General features: G+C 52.2%; 16 protein-coding genes. 12 read left to right on the forward strand and 4 right to left on the reverse strand.

Annotated elements, in window-relative coordinates; all coding sequences use genetic code 11:
- Positions 1 to 669: a hypothetical protein gene (locus JIN85_RS13620; protein WP_200271652.1), complete on the reverse strand. Its 669-nt coding sequence runs from the start codon at positions 667 to 669 to the stop codon at positions 1 to 3.
- A 43-nt stretch (positions 670 to 712) separates the two neighbouring features.
- Entirely contained in the window at positions 713 to 988 is a 276-nt protein-coding gene (locus JIN85_RS13625; RefSeq protein ID WP_200271653.1) for an FmdB family zinc ribbon protein, read from the reverse strand.
- Between the two features lie 238 nt (positions 989 to 1,226).
- Between JIN85_RS13625 and JIN85_RS13630 the strand changes: the two genes are divergently transcribed.
- The 7 genes from JIN85_RS13630 (at position 1,227) to dxs (ending at position 8,926) form a co-directional block, all read left to right on the forward strand.
- The gene (locus JIN85_RS13630) at positions 1,227 to 1,844 is read left to right on the forward strand and encodes a L,D-transpeptidase family protein (RefSeq protein WP_234047427.1); all 618 of its coding nucleotides are present in this window, start codon (positions 1,227 to 1,229) and stop codon (positions 1,842 to 1,844) included.
- The gene (locus JIN85_RS13635) at positions 1,841 to 2,200 is read left to right on the forward strand and encodes a rhodanese-like domain-containing protein (RefSeq protein ID WP_200271657.1); all 360 of its coding nucleotides are present in this window, start codon (positions 1,841 to 1,843) and stop codon (positions 2,198 to 2,200) included. Before JIN85_RS13630 ends, JIN85_RS13635 begins: the two co-directional genes overlap by 4 nt.
- Before the next feature lie 110 nt (positions 2,201 to 2,310).
- Positions 2,311 to 3,480, forward strand: a complete 1,170-nt coding sequence (locus JIN85_RS13640) for a two-component system sensor histidine kinase NtrB (RefSeq protein ID WP_325109391.1) — start codon at positions 2,311 to 2,313, stop codon at positions 3,478 to 3,480.
- A gap of 10 nt (positions 3,481 to 3,490) precedes the next feature.
- Positions 3,491 to 4,849 (forward strand): sigma-54-dependent transcriptional regulator, encoded by a 1,359-nt coding sequence (locus JIN85_RS13645; RefSeq protein ID WP_200271659.1) that lies wholly within the window; start codon positions 3,491 to 3,493, stop codon positions 4,847 to 4,849.
- Between the two features lie 36 nt (positions 4,850 to 4,885).
- Positions 4,886 to 6,709: a glycosyltransferase family 39 protein gene (locus JIN85_RS13650; protein ID WP_200271661.1), complete on the forward strand. Its 1,824-nt coding sequence runs from the start codon at positions 4,886 to 4,888 to the stop codon at positions 6,707 to 6,709.
- A 2-nt stretch (positions 6,710 to 6,711) separates the two neighbouring features.
- Positions 6,712 to 7,044, forward strand: a complete 333-nt coding sequence (xseB, locus tag JIN85_RS13655; protein ID WP_200271663.1) for an exodeoxyribonuclease VII small subunit — start codon at positions 6,712 to 6,714, stop codon at positions 7,042 to 7,044.
- The gene (gene dxs / locus JIN85_RS13660; protein WP_200271665.1) at positions 7,022 to 8,926 is read left to right on the forward strand and encodes a 1-deoxy-D-xylulose-5-phosphate synthase; all 1,905 of its coding nucleotides are present in this window, start codon (positions 7,022 to 7,024) and stop codon (positions 8,924 to 8,926) included. Before xseB ends, dxs begins: the two co-directional genes overlap by 23 nt.
- A 79-nt stretch (positions 8,927 to 9,005) precedes the next feature.
- On the opposite strand, the gene JIN85_RS13665 is transcribed toward dxs, so the two are convergent.
- The gene (locus tag JIN85_RS13665; RefSeq protein ID WP_200271667.1) at positions 9,006 to 9,212 is read right to left on the reverse strand and encodes an entericidin A/B family lipoprotein; all 207 of its coding nucleotides are present in this window, start codon (positions 9,210 to 9,212) and stop codon (positions 9,006 to 9,008) included.
- Positions 9,213 to 9,527: 315 nt separating this feature from the next.
- Here JIN85_RS13665 and JIN85_RS13670 point away from each other — a divergent pair, with 315 nt between their 5' ends.
- The 5 genes from JIN85_RS13670 to JIN85_RS13690 are packed head-to-tail and all read left to right on the forward strand — an operon-like array spanning position 9,528 to position 15,156.
- Positions 9,528 to 10,901 (forward strand): sigma-54-dependent transcriptional regulator, encoded by a 1,374-nt coding sequence (locus JIN85_RS13670; RefSeq protein WP_200271669.1) that lies wholly within the window; start codon positions 9,528 to 9,530, stop codon positions 10,899 to 10,901.
- 18 nt (positions 10,902 to 10,919) lie between these two features.
- The gene (locus JIN85_RS13675; RefSeq protein ID WP_200271671.1) at positions 10,920 to 12,737 is read left to right on the forward strand and encodes an ATP-binding protein; all 1,818 of its coding nucleotides are present in this window, start codon (positions 10,920 to 10,922) and stop codon (positions 12,735 to 12,737) included.
- Positions 12,721 to 13,350: a response regulator gene (locus JIN85_RS13680; RefSeq protein ID WP_200271673.1), complete on the forward strand. Its 630-nt coding sequence runs from the start codon at positions 12,721 to 12,723 to the stop codon at positions 13,348 to 13,350. The genes JIN85_RS13675 and JIN85_RS13680 overlap by 17 nt, the downstream gene beginning before the upstream one ends.
- A gap of 22 nt (positions 13,351 to 13,372) precedes the next feature.
- On the forward strand, positions 13,373 to 14,302 hold the full coding sequence (locus JIN85_RS13685) for a diacylglycerol kinase family protein (RefSeq protein ID WP_200271675.1): 930 nt from the start codon (positions 13,373 to 13,375) through the stop codon (positions 14,300 to 14,302).
- A 14-nt stretch (positions 14,303 to 14,316) separates the two neighbouring features.
- Entirely contained in the window at positions 14,317 to 15,156 is an 840-nt protein-coding gene (locus tag JIN85_RS13690; protein WP_200271677.1) for a metallophosphoesterase family protein, read from the forward strand.
- A 67-nt stretch (positions 15,157 to 15,223) separates the two neighbouring features.
- Here JIN85_RS13690 and JIN85_RS13695 read toward each other — a convergent pair whose 3' ends face one another.
- The gene (locus JIN85_RS13695; RefSeq protein ID WP_200271679.1) at positions 15,224 to 16,252 is read right to left on the reverse strand and encodes a BON domain-containing protein; all 1,029 of its coding nucleotides are present in this window, start codon (positions 16,250 to 16,252) and stop codon (positions 15,224 to 15,226) included.
- Between the last annotated feature and the right edge of the window lie 230 nt (positions 16,253 to 16,482).

Consider the following 16,482-nt stretch of genomic DNA (forward strand, 5'->3'; position numbering starts at 1 on the left):
TTAGAACGGCGAAGGCTGCCCCAAGCCCATTTGATCCGGCAACCTAGGCTGCAGAATCAAGCGATCTCCATCAATCTTGAGCACCGCCATTTTCCTGGCGATTTCGATTTCCGGTTCCAGCGCTTTTGCCAGATTGCGATAGGATGGGAGCACCAGCAGCAGAAATCCTTGCGGCACCACCAGCTTTCCGAATCTGCCGCCACTCAAGGGCTTGGGGAGTCCGCTGAAGTATCTGCCACCTTCGAATTGGAGTTCTCCCGATTCCTCGTTCAATTTCAAAAACATCGATACCGTGAACGGCTTTCCGAAAACGGTTCGCTCCGTGATCACCTCGGCACGGCCATCCTCCATTCGGATCCACACGCCTTTCAGTTTAACCATGCCGGAGAACCAACCACCCTGCTTCATATCAAGGGATTGGTAAATCCAGGCATTTAGCTGCTCCTCATTCAGTGGCAGCGGATAGCCGCGATTCAATGAGTTCTGCAATACCGCACGCATGTCGCGCTGCTGCACCTTGTCGATGCCGACATAACCGCCGATGTCCGTCAGATCCTGCGGCTGAGCAACAAAATAGAGCGCGACGACCAGTCCCACCGTGCAAACGAGCAGCGCCAGCGATACCAGCGTGCCGAAACAGCCCTTCTTCTTTGGTTCGTCTTCGCTCATGGGTGGCGTTCTAACATGCGAGTCGTTTTCTGGCAAAAAGAACTCATTCAGCGGATTTAGGTCCAGCGCTGTCGGACTTTTTCTCAGATTTGCCACTTCCGCCATCGGCCTTAGCGCCAGCTTGGTAGGAGGATGACCGATAGTCGGTCTGATAAAATCCAGTCCCCTTGAAAATCAACCCGCCGCCTGTCCCCAGAAGACGCTTCACTTGACCGCCGCATCCTGGCTCCGGGCAGTCAGTCAGTTTGGCATCATTCATACTTTGGAAAACCTCAAAACGTTTTCCGCACTTTTGACATTCGTAGTCGTAGTTGGGCATACAGTCTAGCTCCCGTTACCAAAGTCCAAAGCTGGGCGCAACCCCATCGGCGGGAATATTTCGCTCTGATTCCGGGGTTCCGTTGATTTCCCGATGAAATACCTGGCAAAAGCACTATCTTGCCGCCCCTTCGCTTAGGACCCGAGGAATAACCCCGTGGTCTAATGCGTCTCACTTGCACAAATGGGTGATCTGTTCACTTGACCTCATCGCCCATCCAATCAAACCTCCCATGTTCATGAAATTCATTTCCCCGCTTGCCCCAATCATCGCACTGAGCGCTCCCGGGCTTTTGCTAACCTCATGCTTTTCCAACCCTGGCTCGGATTATCTGGCAGGCATTGGCGGTCCGGTGCAGCGCCAGACTTCCGGCGAATATCACAAGCCACCTGCCATTCCGGATGATGTCTCGTATTGGGACGGCGACGGCGTGCAAGGCTCTCCGTTGGTGAAAATCAACCGCGCCCAACAAAAGGCCTTTTTCTACAAAGGCGGAGTACTTGTCGGCGTATCCCGCATTTCCTCAGGAGATGAAGATCATGGCACCCCACCGGGGACTTATAAAATCACGGAAAAAGACAAAGATCACGGTTCTTCGGTTTATGGCGTTTTCAAAGACGCGGCGGGTCACACGATTGATGACGATGTCGACATTCGCGTGAAGCCGGTTCCACCTGGTGCCCACTTTGTTAAAGCACCGATGCCGAATTTCATGCGCTTCAACGGTGGTGTTGGCATGCACACCGGTTACCTGCCCGGCTACGCGGCATCCCACGGATGCGTCCGCATGCCGAATCACATGGCGGAGAAATTCTTTGAAAACACGCAGGTCGGCACCCCTGTGATCGTCGAATGAGTTCGTTTTTACCCGATCCTGCCACGACTGCTGAGATCTCCCCTTCAGCAGTCGCCGCTTGGATCAACCTTCCTCCGGATCAACGACCACGACTCATCGACTGTCGGGAGGCGGATGAGCTGGCGATTTGCAAACTTCCGGGCATCGAATGGATTCCATTGGGTGCCTTTCCCGAAAGATGGCAGGCTTTAATCAGCAATCCGAATCTGGGCGTCGTCATCTACTGCCACCACGGCATGCGCTCGCTCCACGCCGCCATGTTTCTCCGCTCAAAGGGATGCGCGAATGCATTCTCGATGTCCGGCGGAATCGACCTTTGGTCGACCTCCGTCGATCCTGATATTCCACGCTATTGAGTCGCCCTCAGCCGAAGACACCATCACTCGCTGGCTTGAGGCGCGACTGATCCCGGTGTTGGTTGCGTTCCGGAGCAAACCGTGTCAATCTGACGCGCAACCGCATCCCTGTGTCTGTGCAATCCGGCTTCCTTGAAAAACTAATCGCTCGGCTTGATCGCGTTGAGCCCAGCGAGGTTCAACAAATTCTCGTTCGGCTAATCCGGGAGAAAGGTTTTTTAACCAAAGTCTTCGATGCCTTGCACGAAGGGGTCATCATCATCGATCACGATGGGATGATCGAATTCATCAATCCGGCCGCTTGCCAGTTTTTCGGCCTCAAGGCTGAAAAAGCAATCGGTCAAAAAATCTCCAGCCAGATCCGCGGTCTGGACTGGAAAATCCTCAGCAAACCCGGTCGCACGATTTCCCGTGATCTGGAAATCTTCTATCCAGAAAACCGCTATCTGAATTTTTACCTCGCGCCGATCGAAGACACCGGCAGCCCGCTTGGGCATGTCATGCTGATCCGCGACTTGACCGTAACCCGAGCCGAAGCCGAGCAAACTCTGGAATCCGAGCGCCTCAATGCTCTCACCCTCTTGGCTGCAGGTGTAGCTCATGAAATCGGCAACCCATTAAATTCGCTCGACATTCATTTGCAGCTACTTGGGAGAAAAATCCGTAAACTCCCCCCCGGCGATCGGCCAGCGCTTGAAGAGCACCTTTCGACCGCACGGCAGGAAATCCAGCGATTAGACACCATCTTAAAGCAATTCCTGCACGCCGTGCGCCCCACGGCGGCAGTGCGTGAACGGTGCGATATTCACCAGATTTTGCATGAAACCCTGAAGTTATTGGAACCAGAGCTGGCATCTCGACACATCGCGGTGCAGCTGGATCTGGCGCAGAATTTACCTCCGGCCCAGCTCGATCCCGGGCAATTTCAGCAGATTTTCTACAATCTCATCAAAAACGCCTATCAGGCGCTACCCAGTGAAAACGGTCGCATCATTCTGCAGACGAAATTCAGCGAGTATGAGTTTCTCATCACCATCCAGGATAACGGCACCGGTATTTCTCCAGAGCACATGGGCGCGCTATTCGAGCCTTACCGCACCACCAAGCAATCCGGGACCGGGCTAGGACTCCTCATTGTCCGCCGCATGATCCGGGAACATGCAGGAGAAATTGAGATCGAAAGCGAAGAGGGTCACGGCACCCGAATTCTCATCCGCCTGCCAAGAACCGAACGGACGGTACGCTTACTGGGTCCACCTACTCCAACCATCGATCTCTAAAGCTACTGCCATGCTCCCCACCTTGCTCATCGTCGACGACGAACGCGCTACCCGAGACGGCCTCCGGGCCGCGCTTGAGGAAGAATTTGAGGTATACGTCGCATCCGGCACCCAGGAGGCGCTTACGATCCTCAAGTCCGAGTCCATCCAGCTATTGCTGACAGACTTGAGACTTGGTGGAGAATCCGGGATGGATTTGCTGCAAGCCGCACTGCAGCTTCCCGATCCGCCGGTTGCGATTATGATGACGGCTTACGGCTCGGTTGACACAGCAGTTGAGGCCATGCGGCGTGGCGCTTGGCATTTTGTGACGAAACCGCTGAATCTGGATGAAGTGGAAATGCTTCTCAAACGGGGCCTGCGTTCGAAAAACCTCGAAACCGAAAATCGCCAATTGGTGACTCAAGTTCGCCAAAGCCATAAAATCGACAAACTGATCGGCAAATCATCGGCCATGAACCGTGTCTTTGACCTGATCCGTCAAGTCGCCCCCACCCGCGCGACGGTTTTGATCGAGGGCGAATCAGGAACCGGAAAAGAAGTGGTTGCGCACACCCTGCATCATCTTTCGGGACGTCCCGCGGCCAAACTGGTCATCGTCAACTGCGCAGCCCTTTCTCCGCAGCTGCTGGAGTCCGAGCTTTTTGGCCATGAAAAAGGAGCTTTTACCGGAGCCTCGCAGCGACGGATTGGCCGCTTCGAACAAGCCGATGGCGGAACCTTATTTCTCGATGAAATCGGTGAAATTGACGGCTCAACCCAAGTTAAACTGCTACGATTGCTCAGCGAGCGGACATTGGAACGGGTCGGCTCGAATCAACCGATCAAAATCGATGTTCGCGTGATCGCGGCGACCAACAAGAATCTCCGTGAAATGGTCGATGCAGGAACTTTCCGCGAAGACCTTTATTTCCGCCTGAATGTGGTAAAAATCGACATGCCACCGCTGCGAACCCGCAAGGAGGACATCGTTCTGCTGGCAAATGCATTTTTGCAGGAATTCGCAAAAGACAACAATCGGCCACAAAAACCGCTCACGGATGGCGCCATGCAACTCTTGCTCAATTATCCATGGCCCGGGAACGTGAGGGAATTGCGAACTGCGATCGAACACGGCGTCGTGATGAGTAACGATTCCGTCATCGACACCAAGCACCTTCCGGCATTCCTTTTCACACCGGTTCACGAAACCCTGCCTCTGGTTAAAAACTCCCTTGATGCACCCGCCGAATTCAATTTGCATGCGCTTGAAGTCAACGCCATCCGCGGTGCTCTCGCTACCGCTGACGGCAACCGGACACGGGCGGCGGAACTTCTGGGCCTTAGCCGAAGAACGCTCCAGCGCAAGTTGAAGGAACTCAATCTCTAGAATCGCCCCCTTGTTTTTCCCAAATCCTTTCAATTCATGAGTAACAGCTCCTCCGTTGTTGATACCGGCACCTTGATCCGCCGGATTTTGTTTTTCCTGGTGATGGTCCTGTTAGCTCTGGGTAACCTTTTCACACTTTTTGGCGGCCTGACTTCGCCGCAAGCGATGGATCAGGCGCAAATCGCCCGGGAAATTGCTCGTGGTAACGGCTTCACCACCAAATTCATCCGCCCGGTTGCCTACTATCAAGCATCCCAAGCCAAAGGCGGAGCGGTGCCGTTTGACGGATTCAAAGACACCTATGAATCCCCGCTGAACCCTCTCATCAACGCTGCAGTCTTCAAATTGATTGGTGCCGACGATGCCGACGCCTGGAAAATGGGACCAAAAGAAATGGTCTATCAACTGGACCGGGTGGTGGCGACCGTCTGCGTGTTCTTCTTTCTACTTTCGATCGGTGTGACTTACCTGTTGGTTTCACGGATTTTCGACGCAAAAATCGCCGGAGTCACGGCCTTGCTGATGCTGTTCTGTGAGACGTTCTGGAATTATTCGCTAAGTGGATTGCCGCAAATGTTGATGCTGTTCCTCTTCTCCTGCGCGATCTACTTCGCCTATCGAGCCGTTGAAGCATCTTCTGAAGGACGCTCACCGTTTGTTCCTGCAATTGTCGCCGGGGTATTCTTTACGCTTTTGGCGCTCGCACACTGGATGACCGTCTGGATCGCGCTTGGTTACATCATTTACGCAGCAGTCGCCTTCCGACCACGCGGTGTGATCGGCATCTCGGTCATCGTGTTGATCCTGCTAGCTTCGATTTACCCAATGATACGGGCCAGTGATGCCTCAGGAACTCCATTTGGCACCGCCTTTTTGACTGTCTACAACGGTCTCGCCAGTGGATCGGAAGAAACCGTCATGCGCACGGACGACTTGGAAACAGCTCCTCTATCACTGGATGGACTCACCCTGAAAACCGTCCGCTCCACCCTGATTCAGTTCTCTCAAATTATCCCGTTCTTAGCGGGAATTTTGGTCGCCCCGGTGTTTTTCCTGTCGCTTCTCCACCCGTTCAAGCGCGCAGCAATTGCAAATTTCCGCTGGCTGATCCTCTTGATGTTCGTAGGAGCGGCAGTTGGATTGGCACTCTATGGCATCACTTCTGACCCATTGGACCCCAATCAGATTCACCTCCTATTCGCTCCAGTGATGACCGCATACGGGTTGGCATTCATTTCCATCCTCTGGAGTCGCCTTGAAATTGTCGCCCAAAACAGCTTTTTGAAAAACGCTCACCTGTTTGTGATTGTTACGATTTGCGCTGCCCCACTTGCCATCGCGATGCCAACCAAAGCCATAGCTGGTATTCGTCAACAAGGTACTGGTGGTCTGAACAACTGGCCTCCATATCGCCCGGATGCGCTCAATATTCCACTGCGCCAGTGGATTCCGGAGAATGAATTGATCGTATCAGATCAACCATGGGCCGTAGCTTGGTATGCAGACCGCAAGAGCATTTGGATTCCGCCTACCGCAAAAGCCTTCAAAAAATACGAGGAAATCGGAGAGAATTTCCAAACACCCATTGGCTGCATCCTGATTTCACCGACTTCGCATGAAGCAGGTGGAATGGCTGGAATTGCCTATAAATACCGGGATTTCACCTCGTTGGTCATCGACGGCAGAGTTGCAGCCTCCACACTCAACACGAAAGACACGGCGAGTGCTTTCCAACTGGATCAGAAACCCGATGTCCAGGAAATCGCCCGACGCTACCATTACCGTTTCGCGCTCGTTCCTCTCGATCTTGTGATCTATATGGACCGTCCACTCCGCCTTGCAGACGAAGCGTCCCAGTAAAAATGGCAGCGAAAAAGTCAAAATCCGCCGAAGCTCCTGACGAGGCGACCTTCGAGGAAGCCATTTCCCGACTGGAATCCATCGTCGAATCGATGGAGCACAGCCAGCTAGCTCTGGAGGAATTAGTCGCTCATTATGAAGAGGGTTCCAAACTTCTAGGCCGCTGCGAAGCAGTGCTGAAGTCCGCTCGCAACCGGATCGAATTGATCACTCTGAAAAACAGAAGTGAAATCGGACTCGCATCGGATTCAAGAATCGACCACTCTTCCGGACTCCAAGATTCAGCCGCCCCTCCGGACGATAACGACGACGATGACGACATCCGCCTCTTTTGAGCCATACGCCCTCGGGCCTATCCTTTCATTCATCAAATCCCCCGACGATGTCAAACACCTCGCCGATGATGAGCTTATCGATCTCGCAGCCGAGATTCGCGAAACATTGATCAAATGCCTGTCGAAGACAGGCGGTCACCTGGGACCCAATCTTGGCGTTGTTGAACTGACCATTGCGCTCCACCGGGTTTTCAACACCCCGCAGGATAAGTTTGTTTTCGATGTCGCTCATCAGGGGTATGTCCACAAAATGCTCACTGGAAGGGCTGATCGGATCGACACAATACGGACCTACAAGGGCCTGAACGGGTTTTTACTCCGATCGGAATCGGAGCATGATTCTTATGGCGCCGGCCATGCCGGAACCGCGCTTTCGGCAGCCCTCGGGATGGCCGCAGCACGGGACCTCGCTGGCGGTAATAACCACGTGGTGGCTGTTGCGGGAGACGCTGCTTTCACCTGCGGACCCACTCTTGAAGCTCTTAACAACATCGCGGAAACGACTCGCAAATTCATCGTCATTCTCAACGATAACGAATGGTCGATTGATAAAAACGTCGGAGCAGTCGCGCGATATTTCAATGCGCTCCAAACTCATTCCACGTATTCCGCAGTCCGAAGCAAGGCTGCGGAATTCGTCGAAAAGGTCGCTGGCAGAACCATGCGGTCTTTTGCCCATAAAGTGGAGGAGGGAGCCAAAAACCTGATTTTCCCGAACGTATTGTTCGAAAAATTCGGCCTTCGCTACTTCGGCCCCATCGACGGACACGATCTACCTTTGCTGGTCAAAACCTTCGAGCATCTGAAGACTCTCAACGAACCAGTTGTCCTTCACATCATCACTGAAAAGGGCCGTGGCTATCAGCCTGCACTCGATAATCCGGGCAAATTTCACGGCCTCGGGGCCTACAAAATTGAGGACGGCTCGACCGATGTCGCCACCACTCCGACCTGCTCGGAAATTTTCGGCCGAACCGTGACCGACATGGCCAAGAACGATCCGAAGATCGTCGCGATCACAGCGGCCATGCCCGGCGGAACCAAGCTGGATATTTTCAAAGAAGAGCTGCCAGATCGCTATTTTGACGTCGGGATTGCTGAAGAACACGCTGCCTTATTTGCATGCGGGATGGCAGCCGAGCACTTCCGGCCGTTTTTGGCAATCTACTCGACTTTCATGCAGCGCGCCTACGACATGATCATTCATGACATGGCCTTGCAGGGCTTACCGGTGCGCCTCTGCATGGATCGCGGCGGCCTGTCTGGTGACGATGGCCCGACCCACCATGGCCTATTTGACATTGGCTACCTGCGGCACATTCCGGGGCTGATTCACATGCAGCCAAAAGACGAGAATGAGTTCGTCAACATGCTGCACACGATGGCCGCGTATGACGATGGCCCTTCTGCCATTCGTTATCCGCGGGGCACCATCAAAGGAACCAAGATTGATGAAACTCCAACCATCCTGGAAATCGGTAAAGCCGAGGTCGTCGCCGATGGTACCGATATCGCCCTGATCGGACTTGGGACCATGTTCGAGATGGCGGAAACCACGAAAAAAGCCCTGGAGGAAAAAGGCTACTCCGTCGCACTGATCAATCCGCGTTTCATCAAGCCCCTTGATGCCAGGGTGATTCAGGAATACGCGACCAAATGCAAAGTGATCTGCACCTTTGAAGATCACGTCCTCATGAATGGGTTTGGTGCTTCCGTGATTGATTTACTCCACACCCAAGGAATTTACACCCCAGTCGAGAGAATTGGCTGGCCCGATGAATTCGTGGAACATGGGAAACCTGAAGTGTTGCGCGAGCTTCATGGACTCACAGCCCAGAACGCTGTCACCAAAGTGCTGAAGCATTTTTCCAGCGCCCAGTGACACAAAAAATCCCCGGAGTTTGAACTCACGGGGATCTCTTTGTTTTCGTAGGTGTTATGGCTAAAAATAACAAAGAAACTTATTCGGTGCCGCCAGTTTTCACGGCCTCGGTCTCTACTTTCTGACCAAGTTTTTGCATATCCTGCCCAAAACCCTTTGTGGTCGCGCAGGAACTGGTTGCAAAACTAAAAGCCGTAGCAGCGGAAAGTGCGAGAAGGCCGAGGGCACGACGACGCATTTTTGATTTGTGACTGGAAAATTGGTGGGAGATGAAGATCGGATGCATGATCGAGTCATTGCAAGAAGTTTGCCATCATTCAAAAACTCACTCATTGCATTCATAATCAATCATTTACGATTTTCCTCAGTTCCAACCGCGTCCTTCTAAAAATGCAAATTGCACGAGGAGGTTGGATTTCGCAGCATCATGCATATTGCAATATGCATCACGGTCGAATTTCGATCTGCACGATTTGCCACCTTCCACAATTACCCCAATTCCATATTACTCATTGTCTGTCATAGCCTTACAAGTAAACTCGATTAGGGCACGCTGAATGATAAAGAGAGAGATTCCCACCGCCTCTTCTCCCGAAACTCCATGGACATCCTTATTGTTGACGACGAAAAATCGATTCGCCTCACCACTTCACTCGCTCTTGAAAATGAAGGGCATTATGTTGAAACCGCAGAAGATGGACCAACCGCCCTTCGGCGTCTAAAAGAAGAGAATTTCGACCTCGTGTTTTTGGATCTCCGCCTGGGAGATGAAGATGGCTTGGAGGTATTGCAGCAAATTCTTTCCTCCAAACCACGCCAACTGATTACCATCTTCACCGCTCATGCTTCGGTGGCTACAGCGGTGAAAGCCACCCAGCTCGGTGCATTTGACTATTTGGAAAAGCCGTTCACGCCGGATCAACTGCGCGCCATCTTGATTAAGGCGAAAAAAGCCATCCAGACTCAAGGTGAAGTGACCCGACTTCAGGAAACCGTGCAGGAACTGAAGAGCGAGGCAAAACACTCATCCCCTCCCCTTCAGTTTGCATCCGAAGACAAACGAACTCGGGATGAATTCGATACCCTGTTCCGTGCTGCAGCCACCAACGCATCTGTGCTCATCCTCGGAGAAAGTGGAACGGGCAAAAGCGTCATCGCACGTGAGGTCCATGAACGATCCCATCTGCGAGACAAGCCTTTCGTTACCGTCAGTTGTCCATCGCTCTCCAAAGAATTGTTAGAGAGTGTTTTGTTCGGCCACATCAAAGGATCATTCACCGGAGCAATCCGCGATACTTGGGGAAAAGTTCATGCTGCTGAGGGCGGCACCTTGTTCCTCGATGAGATCGGTGAACTTCCCATGGAGATTCAGCCAAAGCTGCTCCGTTTGTTGCAGGAACGCGAATACGAGCGATTGGGCGAAAACAAAGTCCGCTCCAGCAACGTGCGCGTCATTGCCGCTACCAATCGGGATCTAACAGAAAGTATCGCTTCCGGCGATTTTCGTGAAGATCTCTACTATCGCTTGAACGTGATTTCGATCACGGTCCCTTCACTCCGCGATCGCCCGGCGGATCTATTCCAATTTGCAACTCAGTATCTGGAGTTCTTTTCCAGCCAAATGGGTCGAAAAATCGATGGCTTCAGCGAAAGCGGCAGATCCGCCCTGATGCGCCATTCATGGCCAGGTAACTTGCGGGAACTTCGCAATGCCATCGAGCGCGCGGCGATCCTTGCACGTGGCAACAAGATCGAAGCGGAGGACTTACCTCGTCCAGCTCCCCTTGCTGCAAACGATCTCAAAGAAAAAGTCGGTGGTCTCGGCATTGGTGGCGAACATTCGCTCGATGAGATCGAGCAGGCCCATTTAGGCAAGGTGTTGGAATGGGCACCATCCCTCCAAGATGCAGCGGCTATTCTCGGGATCGACAAAGCGACCCTCTACCGCAAAAGGAAACGCTTTGGAATGGAGTAAACGCCATCGATCTTGATCATGCTTCGCGTCCGACTTTTCTACGGTTTATTGACACTTGTTGTCCTCCTCTGGGCAGTGGGAGCTACGGCTTTGCTCCTGATGCGGGACGCGAGTAAAAATTACGAACGTCGCCTGGAGAAAAACTACAATGCGATCAGTACTGCGCAGGGGATTCGAACCATCACCTCAACCATCAATTCGCGCTACCTTCCTGTTCTCGCTGGCCCGCCTCGAGCTGAAGGACCGGAGCGAACCAGTTATGACACGATCTACAGTGAACTGGATTCCCGCCTTGCGACTTTAAAAGAAGAAGCAAGCCATGAGTCGAACTGGGATGACGCGATCACAAGGCTCGAAAATTCGATTCAAGCTTACTCCGATGGCTATGAAAAATATTTCGGTGGCGGCGTCACGGAACGTGATGAAAGAGAGCTGCTCCTTGTATTCATCGCCAATCAAACTCAGCAACTGACAAGCAATGCTGACACGATCGTCAGCCTGGCAGAGGAAAAACTTTTCTCCGGGACACGCCAACTGCGTGAAGAATCTCGAAAAGATGTCTACTTCGTTACCACCCTGGTTCTGTTAGGTACGACGATTGCCATACTCATCTATAGCCAACTGGTTCACCACATGGTTGATCCGATCGTTGGTCTGAAGCATTCGATTGAAGAAGTGAGGAATGGAAATTTCGAGCTATCCCTGCCTACTCCCACCCCCGGCAGTGAATTTGGCTCCGTCGTTTCCGCGTTCAATGACATGGCCCATGAGCTGCGAATTCATCGTGGTGAAACGGACGAGCACATCAAACGTGCGAGCCTGGTAAATCGCGCCATTCTGGAAGCAATCCCGTCGCCACTTTTCGTCTTGGGGGACGATGGCCGTATCCTGCAGATCAATCCGTCTGCAGAGAGATTAACCGAAAGCTTGGGAGTTTCCGGTCGGCTTCCGCTGAAAATTCAGAAGATCATGGATCGATGCAAGGAGGAAGGAAGCCACTTCCTGCCCGAAGATCCACGCGAAGCCCTTCTGTTCCGTATTAACGAAGAAGAATTCTTCTACCTGCCCAGAATCTTCCGTTTCATCTCAGAGGACCAAACCCGTTCAGGTTGGGCGGTGCTGCTCCATAACGTCAGCCGCATTCGCTGGCTGGACGATATGAAAACCAACCTGCTTTCTACGGTCAGCCATGAGATCAAAACACCTCTAACAGGAATTCGCATGGTTCTCCACTTGTTGTTAGAGGAGAAATCCCTCAAGCTAGACCCGATGCAACACACCATGGTTACATCTGCCAATGAGGACTGCGAGCGTTTGTTAGTAACACTCAATACGCTGTTAGACCTATCTCGCGCTGAAAGCGGAACGACCTATTTGGCAAGGGTTCCGGTGCAACTTGCTGAGAGCCTCAATCGGGCGGCGCGCCTCTACAAGAGCGCTGCTTCGGCAAAAGATATCGTGATCGATGTCGAACTGCCGGAACTGGAATTACCTGAAGCTTATGCAGATCCCTTGAGATTGGACGAGGTCCTCAATAATCTCATCTCCAACGCCATCAAACACAGCCCCAGCGGCAGCACCATTACATTGCGACTAAGCAAGCCTGAAGCCGAGTTCCTCCGCGTTTCCGTCATCGACCAGGGCGATGGCGTTCCGGAAGAATTTCAAGGAAGAATCTTCGAGCGTTTCTTCCGTGCATCCGATGAAAGCATTGATGGTGTAGGTCTCGGCCTATTCATTTCCCGGGAAATCATAAGAGCCCACGAAGGTCGCATTGGTCTGTTAGATCGGACCAACGACGAAACTGTTTTCTATATTGATGTTCCAATCGCCTGACAATTCCGGAGCAGCAAGAGGCACCGCCCTTCGCCACATTCTGGTCGTGGATGATGAGCCCACGCTCAGGCTCGGATTTGCTTACGCACTCACGAACGCATACACCAAAGTCGAAACTGCATCCTGCGGGCGGATCGCCCTGGATAAAATCGCGGAAGCACACTTTGACCTCATCATCCTCGATTTGCGCATGCCGGATATTGACGGAATCGGGGTGATCGAAAGCCTCCGCCGCGCAGGAAATCAAATTCCCATTGTCCTGTGCAGCGCCGCTTTAACACCAGGTGCCGCCCTGAAAGCGATCCGCAACAGCGTTGTCGATTTCCTATTAAAACCAGTCCACCCCGCTGACCTGCGTGAAGTGGTGCAATTCATTCTGAACTCGCCTGAAGAACCCATCGCACGGGCACTGAAATCTGCGCGTGAAGGCCGTTTGGAAGATGCTGTGGAAGTACTTGCCGAGGATCAGGCACCTTCAAAGCGGAGCAGCGCATGGTTGGATTTCCTCAAATCCCTGTTAGCTGAAGATCGACCAGACGACGCAACTTTGTCCGATAGACTGTTGCGCTTCACTCTTTCCAGTCTGGCATTCCGCGCCGCTCACACGGCCTAACTACCATTTCCAACCAATCCCGGTGAAAGTTCAGTTGATTATCAATCGTGGTTCCGGTGCCAGTGATCGTGGGCTGAACATCGAGGAGTTCGCGAAAGAGCTAACAAAAGAATTCGCCAAAAGCGGCCACGAAGTGACCTCGCACATGGTTCCGCCTTCATCGATAGAGCAAACGATTCGCAGTGCGATGAATGAACGTCCGGACGCCATCATCATCGGTGGTGGAGATGGGACTGTTTCTACTGCGGCACGCCTATTGGGCGGAAGCGACATCGCGCTGGGAGTCTTACCCATGGGCACATTCAATCTAGCAGCAAGAGACTTAGGAGTTCCTTTGGATTTGTCTGCCGCCATTCAATTTTTGGCCAATGCCGAAGCTCATCAAATTGATGTGCTTGATGTATCCGGCCACGCCTGCCTGTGCACCACGATTCTCGGATTCTACCCTGAGTTTGCCAGCATCTTTGAACGACGGGATCACGGTGGCGTATGGTGGAAAAAGACCATCAAGCTCATCACTGGCGTGCCAAAAATTTTCAGTCACGCCAGACATTTGAACATTTCATGGATCGGCCCAAATTTGATTGGCCACGCCAAAACCAAGTTCTCTGCTTTCGTTCCTGGTTCATATCGAGCTACGGCAGGTATCGTACCTGCTCGGACTGACTTCAACTGTGGAACCCTGACCGGCTATGTTGGCATGCAGAAAACAGCATCATCTGCTCTTCGAGGAATCATCGATTATGTGCTCGGCAGGCATGAACTCAATCCCGAGCTGAAGGTTGTCAAAGCTTCTGAATTGGAACTTCGAGCTCATCGCCGCAAGCATTGCACCATCATGCTTGATGGTGAAATCATGCGTCTGCCATTTCCGATCAAACTTCGCATCCTACCCGGGCACCTCAAGGTTCTCACCAGTTCTGAAAATCTCCGACCAGAGACTGAAAAGTAGTTCTTTAATCCGTAATGCCCTGCCTGCTTCATTTATCAGATCCTCACTTCGGCGCCCTTGAGCCGATAGCCGCATCGGTTTTTCTTTCGCACGCGGCAGATCTCGCTCCCGACATCACTGTCTTGAGTGGGGATCTAACGATGCGCGCCAGACGTGATGAACTCGAAAGTGCCCGCGATTTCGTCGATGCCCTACCCACCCCGCGCTTATTGATTCCCGGCAACCATGATGTCCCGGGGTTTAATGGTCCATTCTCGCGCTTTTTTGCCCCATTTCATCGCTACCGTTCTTATTTCGGAGAGGATCTCGAACCTGAACTCATTCTCGATGGGGTGCATTTGGTATCGTTGAACAGCACGCGGCCGTTTGGCCTGAACTTGGATTGGTCAGAAGGGTTTCTAACCGATCATCAAATTTCCGGTATGGTCTCGAAATTCAAAGCCGGATTGCCAGACCATTTTAGAGTCCTGATCTTGCACCATCCATTGCTCGCACCAAGCCATCATCAAAGGAATGTGGTGAGTCCATTGCCTGAACTTTTGGCCGCCATGGGTAAAGCCAAAGTGGACCTTGTGTTATGTGGTCATTTCCATACCTCTACCCTAGCTACAGCAGGCACGATCGGCGGCTGGGCCTCGGTCGTTTCACAAGCTCCAACGGTTTGTTCAACGAGGATTCAAGGTGAACCGCAGGGTTTCCATAAAATCTCTATCTCTAACAATCGTCTGGAAATTACACCATTCGTTTTCGCAAAAGATCGTTTTCTCCCCAGACAATCGGTCCACTTCCATCGGGGAAAAGATGGTTGGGGCCGCGAAGAGCAATCACCTGCAAACGAACTTCTAACCACCTAATTCTGACACCAAAAAGCGCTGCCAGGATTTTTTCCCGACAACGCCTATGGCTGGATTTAAGAAGTTCTTATCGATTTCCTGCACCCAGTGAAACCATTTCACGGGATGGACCGATTTGGATTTCATTTGCAACTTTCATCACTCCTGGGACTCCGCGCACGGCGATTTCAGCAATCGCTTTTGCCTCAACCGAACGGACTCGTCCTTTGAGAGTGGCAGTGCCTTCAAAAACCGTGGCAGAAATCGAATCATCATTGATGCGTGGATCCATCTTCAGCACTCGTGCCGCAAGTTCATTGATGCGATCCGGCGAATAGTTTTTGTCACTCATCGCTTCCATCTTCAGGTCGCTGTTGATGTTTAATTGATCCGCATTCACATCGAAGATCCCGGTCACGTAAACATGGCGAACGAGGCGGTCATACTCGCCTTTGCTACCAACTTCGCCGTGAAGTTTTACCACTCCGTCTTTGACCTCAGCTGAAATGGAAAGGCCATCATAAAGCGGATCATCAGCGATCAGTTCGTTGATCTGCGCTGCCATTTGCCGATCGGTTCGTATCCCTTCAAAGGATACCTCCAACCGATTATCGATCATGGTCACGCCTTCGATGTGGGACACAATTTCTCTCGCAATTTCCTGTTCATCCCAAGTTCCAACCGTTCCGTCGAGATGCACCAAGCCTCCTTCACTGGAAACTGAAATATTGCTCGCATCAATCGCTGGATCCTTTTTAAGCGCTGTAGCAATGCTCTTGTTGAGGTCATTGGTATCACCCGAATACTCTGTGATCTGGATTTGATTGGAAACTGCCAACACATGATCGACCGCCATCGCCCTGGCCGCTGCACGCTCAGCGATGTTCAGGGATTTCGCCTTACCGGTGAGAATCGCGATTCCATCCTTCAATTGGATGTCGAGAGGCGATTTGGAAAGCTGGGAATCGGAATTGACTTCTAAGGTAACGAATTCCGCCGTTTCTGCGCCAGGTGCAGGTGGTGCAGCAGGAGTGGCGTAAGCCATGGTGGAGCTGATTGCCATCGCCGCGAGCCACAGGAAGCGATTGCCTGGTGATTGATGCGTTTGTGTTTTCATGGCGTCCAAAAATGAGTTGATCGTCGGTTGATCCGACAATTTCCTCATCGCAATCGCTGTGCCAGACACCCACTTCTGCAGCTAACTCACTGATGACGAGCCGCCTTCTTAACACTTCAGCTCCACTCCACCACCTCGGGAGTTTTCTGAATTCATGCATGAACCCTTTTCAGATCAGGCATTTTGCATGATCAAAATGAGGATTTTAATACGCCGCCAACCCGACGATT

The sequence above is a fragment of the Luteolibacter pohnpeiensis genome, from assembly GCF_016595435.1.
GTDB lineage: Bacteria > Verrucomicrobiota > Verrucomicrobiia > Verrucomicrobiales > Akkermansiaceae > Luteolibacter > Luteolibacter pohnpeiensis.

Excerpts from the sequence above, each read along its gene's own strand:
- JIN85_RS13680 (WP_200271673.1), top strand. The coding sequence starts at position 12,721 with ATGTTCCAATCGCCTGACAATTCCGGAGCAGCAAGAGGCACCGCCCTT.
- JIN85_RS13620 (WP_200271652.1), bottom strand. The coding sequence starts at position 669 with ATGAGCGAAGACGAACCAAAGAAGAAGGGCTGTTTCGGCACGCTGGTA.
- JIN85_RS13630 (WP_234047427.1), top strand. The coding sequence starts at position 1,227 with ATGAAATTCATTTCCCCGCTTGCCCCAATCATCGCACTGAGCGCTCCC.
- JIN85_RS13695 (WP_200271679.1), bottom strand. The coding sequence starts at position 16,252 with ATGAAAACACAAACGCATCAATCACCAGGCAATCGCTTCCTGTGGCTC.
- JIN85_RS13650 (WP_200271661.1), top strand. The coding sequence starts at position 4,886 with ATGAGTAACAGCTCCTCCGTTGTTGATACCGGCACCTTGATCCGCCGG.
- JIN85_RS13690 (WP_200271677.1), top strand. The coding sequence starts at position 14,317 with ATGCCCTGCCTGCTTCATTTATCAGATCCTCACTTCGGCGCCCTTGAG.
- JIN85_RS13670 (WP_200271669.1), top strand. The coding sequence starts at position 9,528 with ATGGACATCCTTATTGTTGACGACGAAAAATCGATTCGCCTCACCACT.
- JIN85_RS13635 (WP_200271657.1), top strand. The coding sequence starts at position 1,841 with ATGAGTTCGTTTTTACCCGATCCTGCCACGACTGCTGAGATCTCCCCT.
- JIN85_RS13675 (WP_200271671.1), top strand. The coding sequence starts at position 10,920 with ATGCTTCGCGTCCGACTTTTCTACGGTTTATTGACACTTGTTGTCCTC.
- JIN85_RS13645 (WP_200271659.1), top strand. The coding sequence starts at position 3,491 with ATGCTCCCCACCTTGCTCATCGTCGACGACGAACGCGCTACCCGAGAC.
- xseB (WP_200271663.1), top strand. The coding sequence starts at position 6,712 with ATGGCAGCGAAAAAGTCAAAATCCGCCGAAGCTCCTGACGAGGCGACC.
- JIN85_RS13625 (WP_200271653.1), bottom strand. The coding sequence starts at position 988 with ATGCCCAACTACGACTACGAATGTCAAAAGTGCGGAAAACGTTTTGAG.
- JIN85_RS13665 (WP_200271667.1), bottom strand. The coding sequence starts at position 9,212 with ATGCATCCGATCTTCATCTCCCACCAATTTTCCAGTCACAAATCAAAA.
- dxs (WP_200271665.1), top strand. The coding sequence starts at position 7,022 with ATGACGACATCCGCCTCTTTTGAGCCATACGCCCTCGGGCCTATCCTT.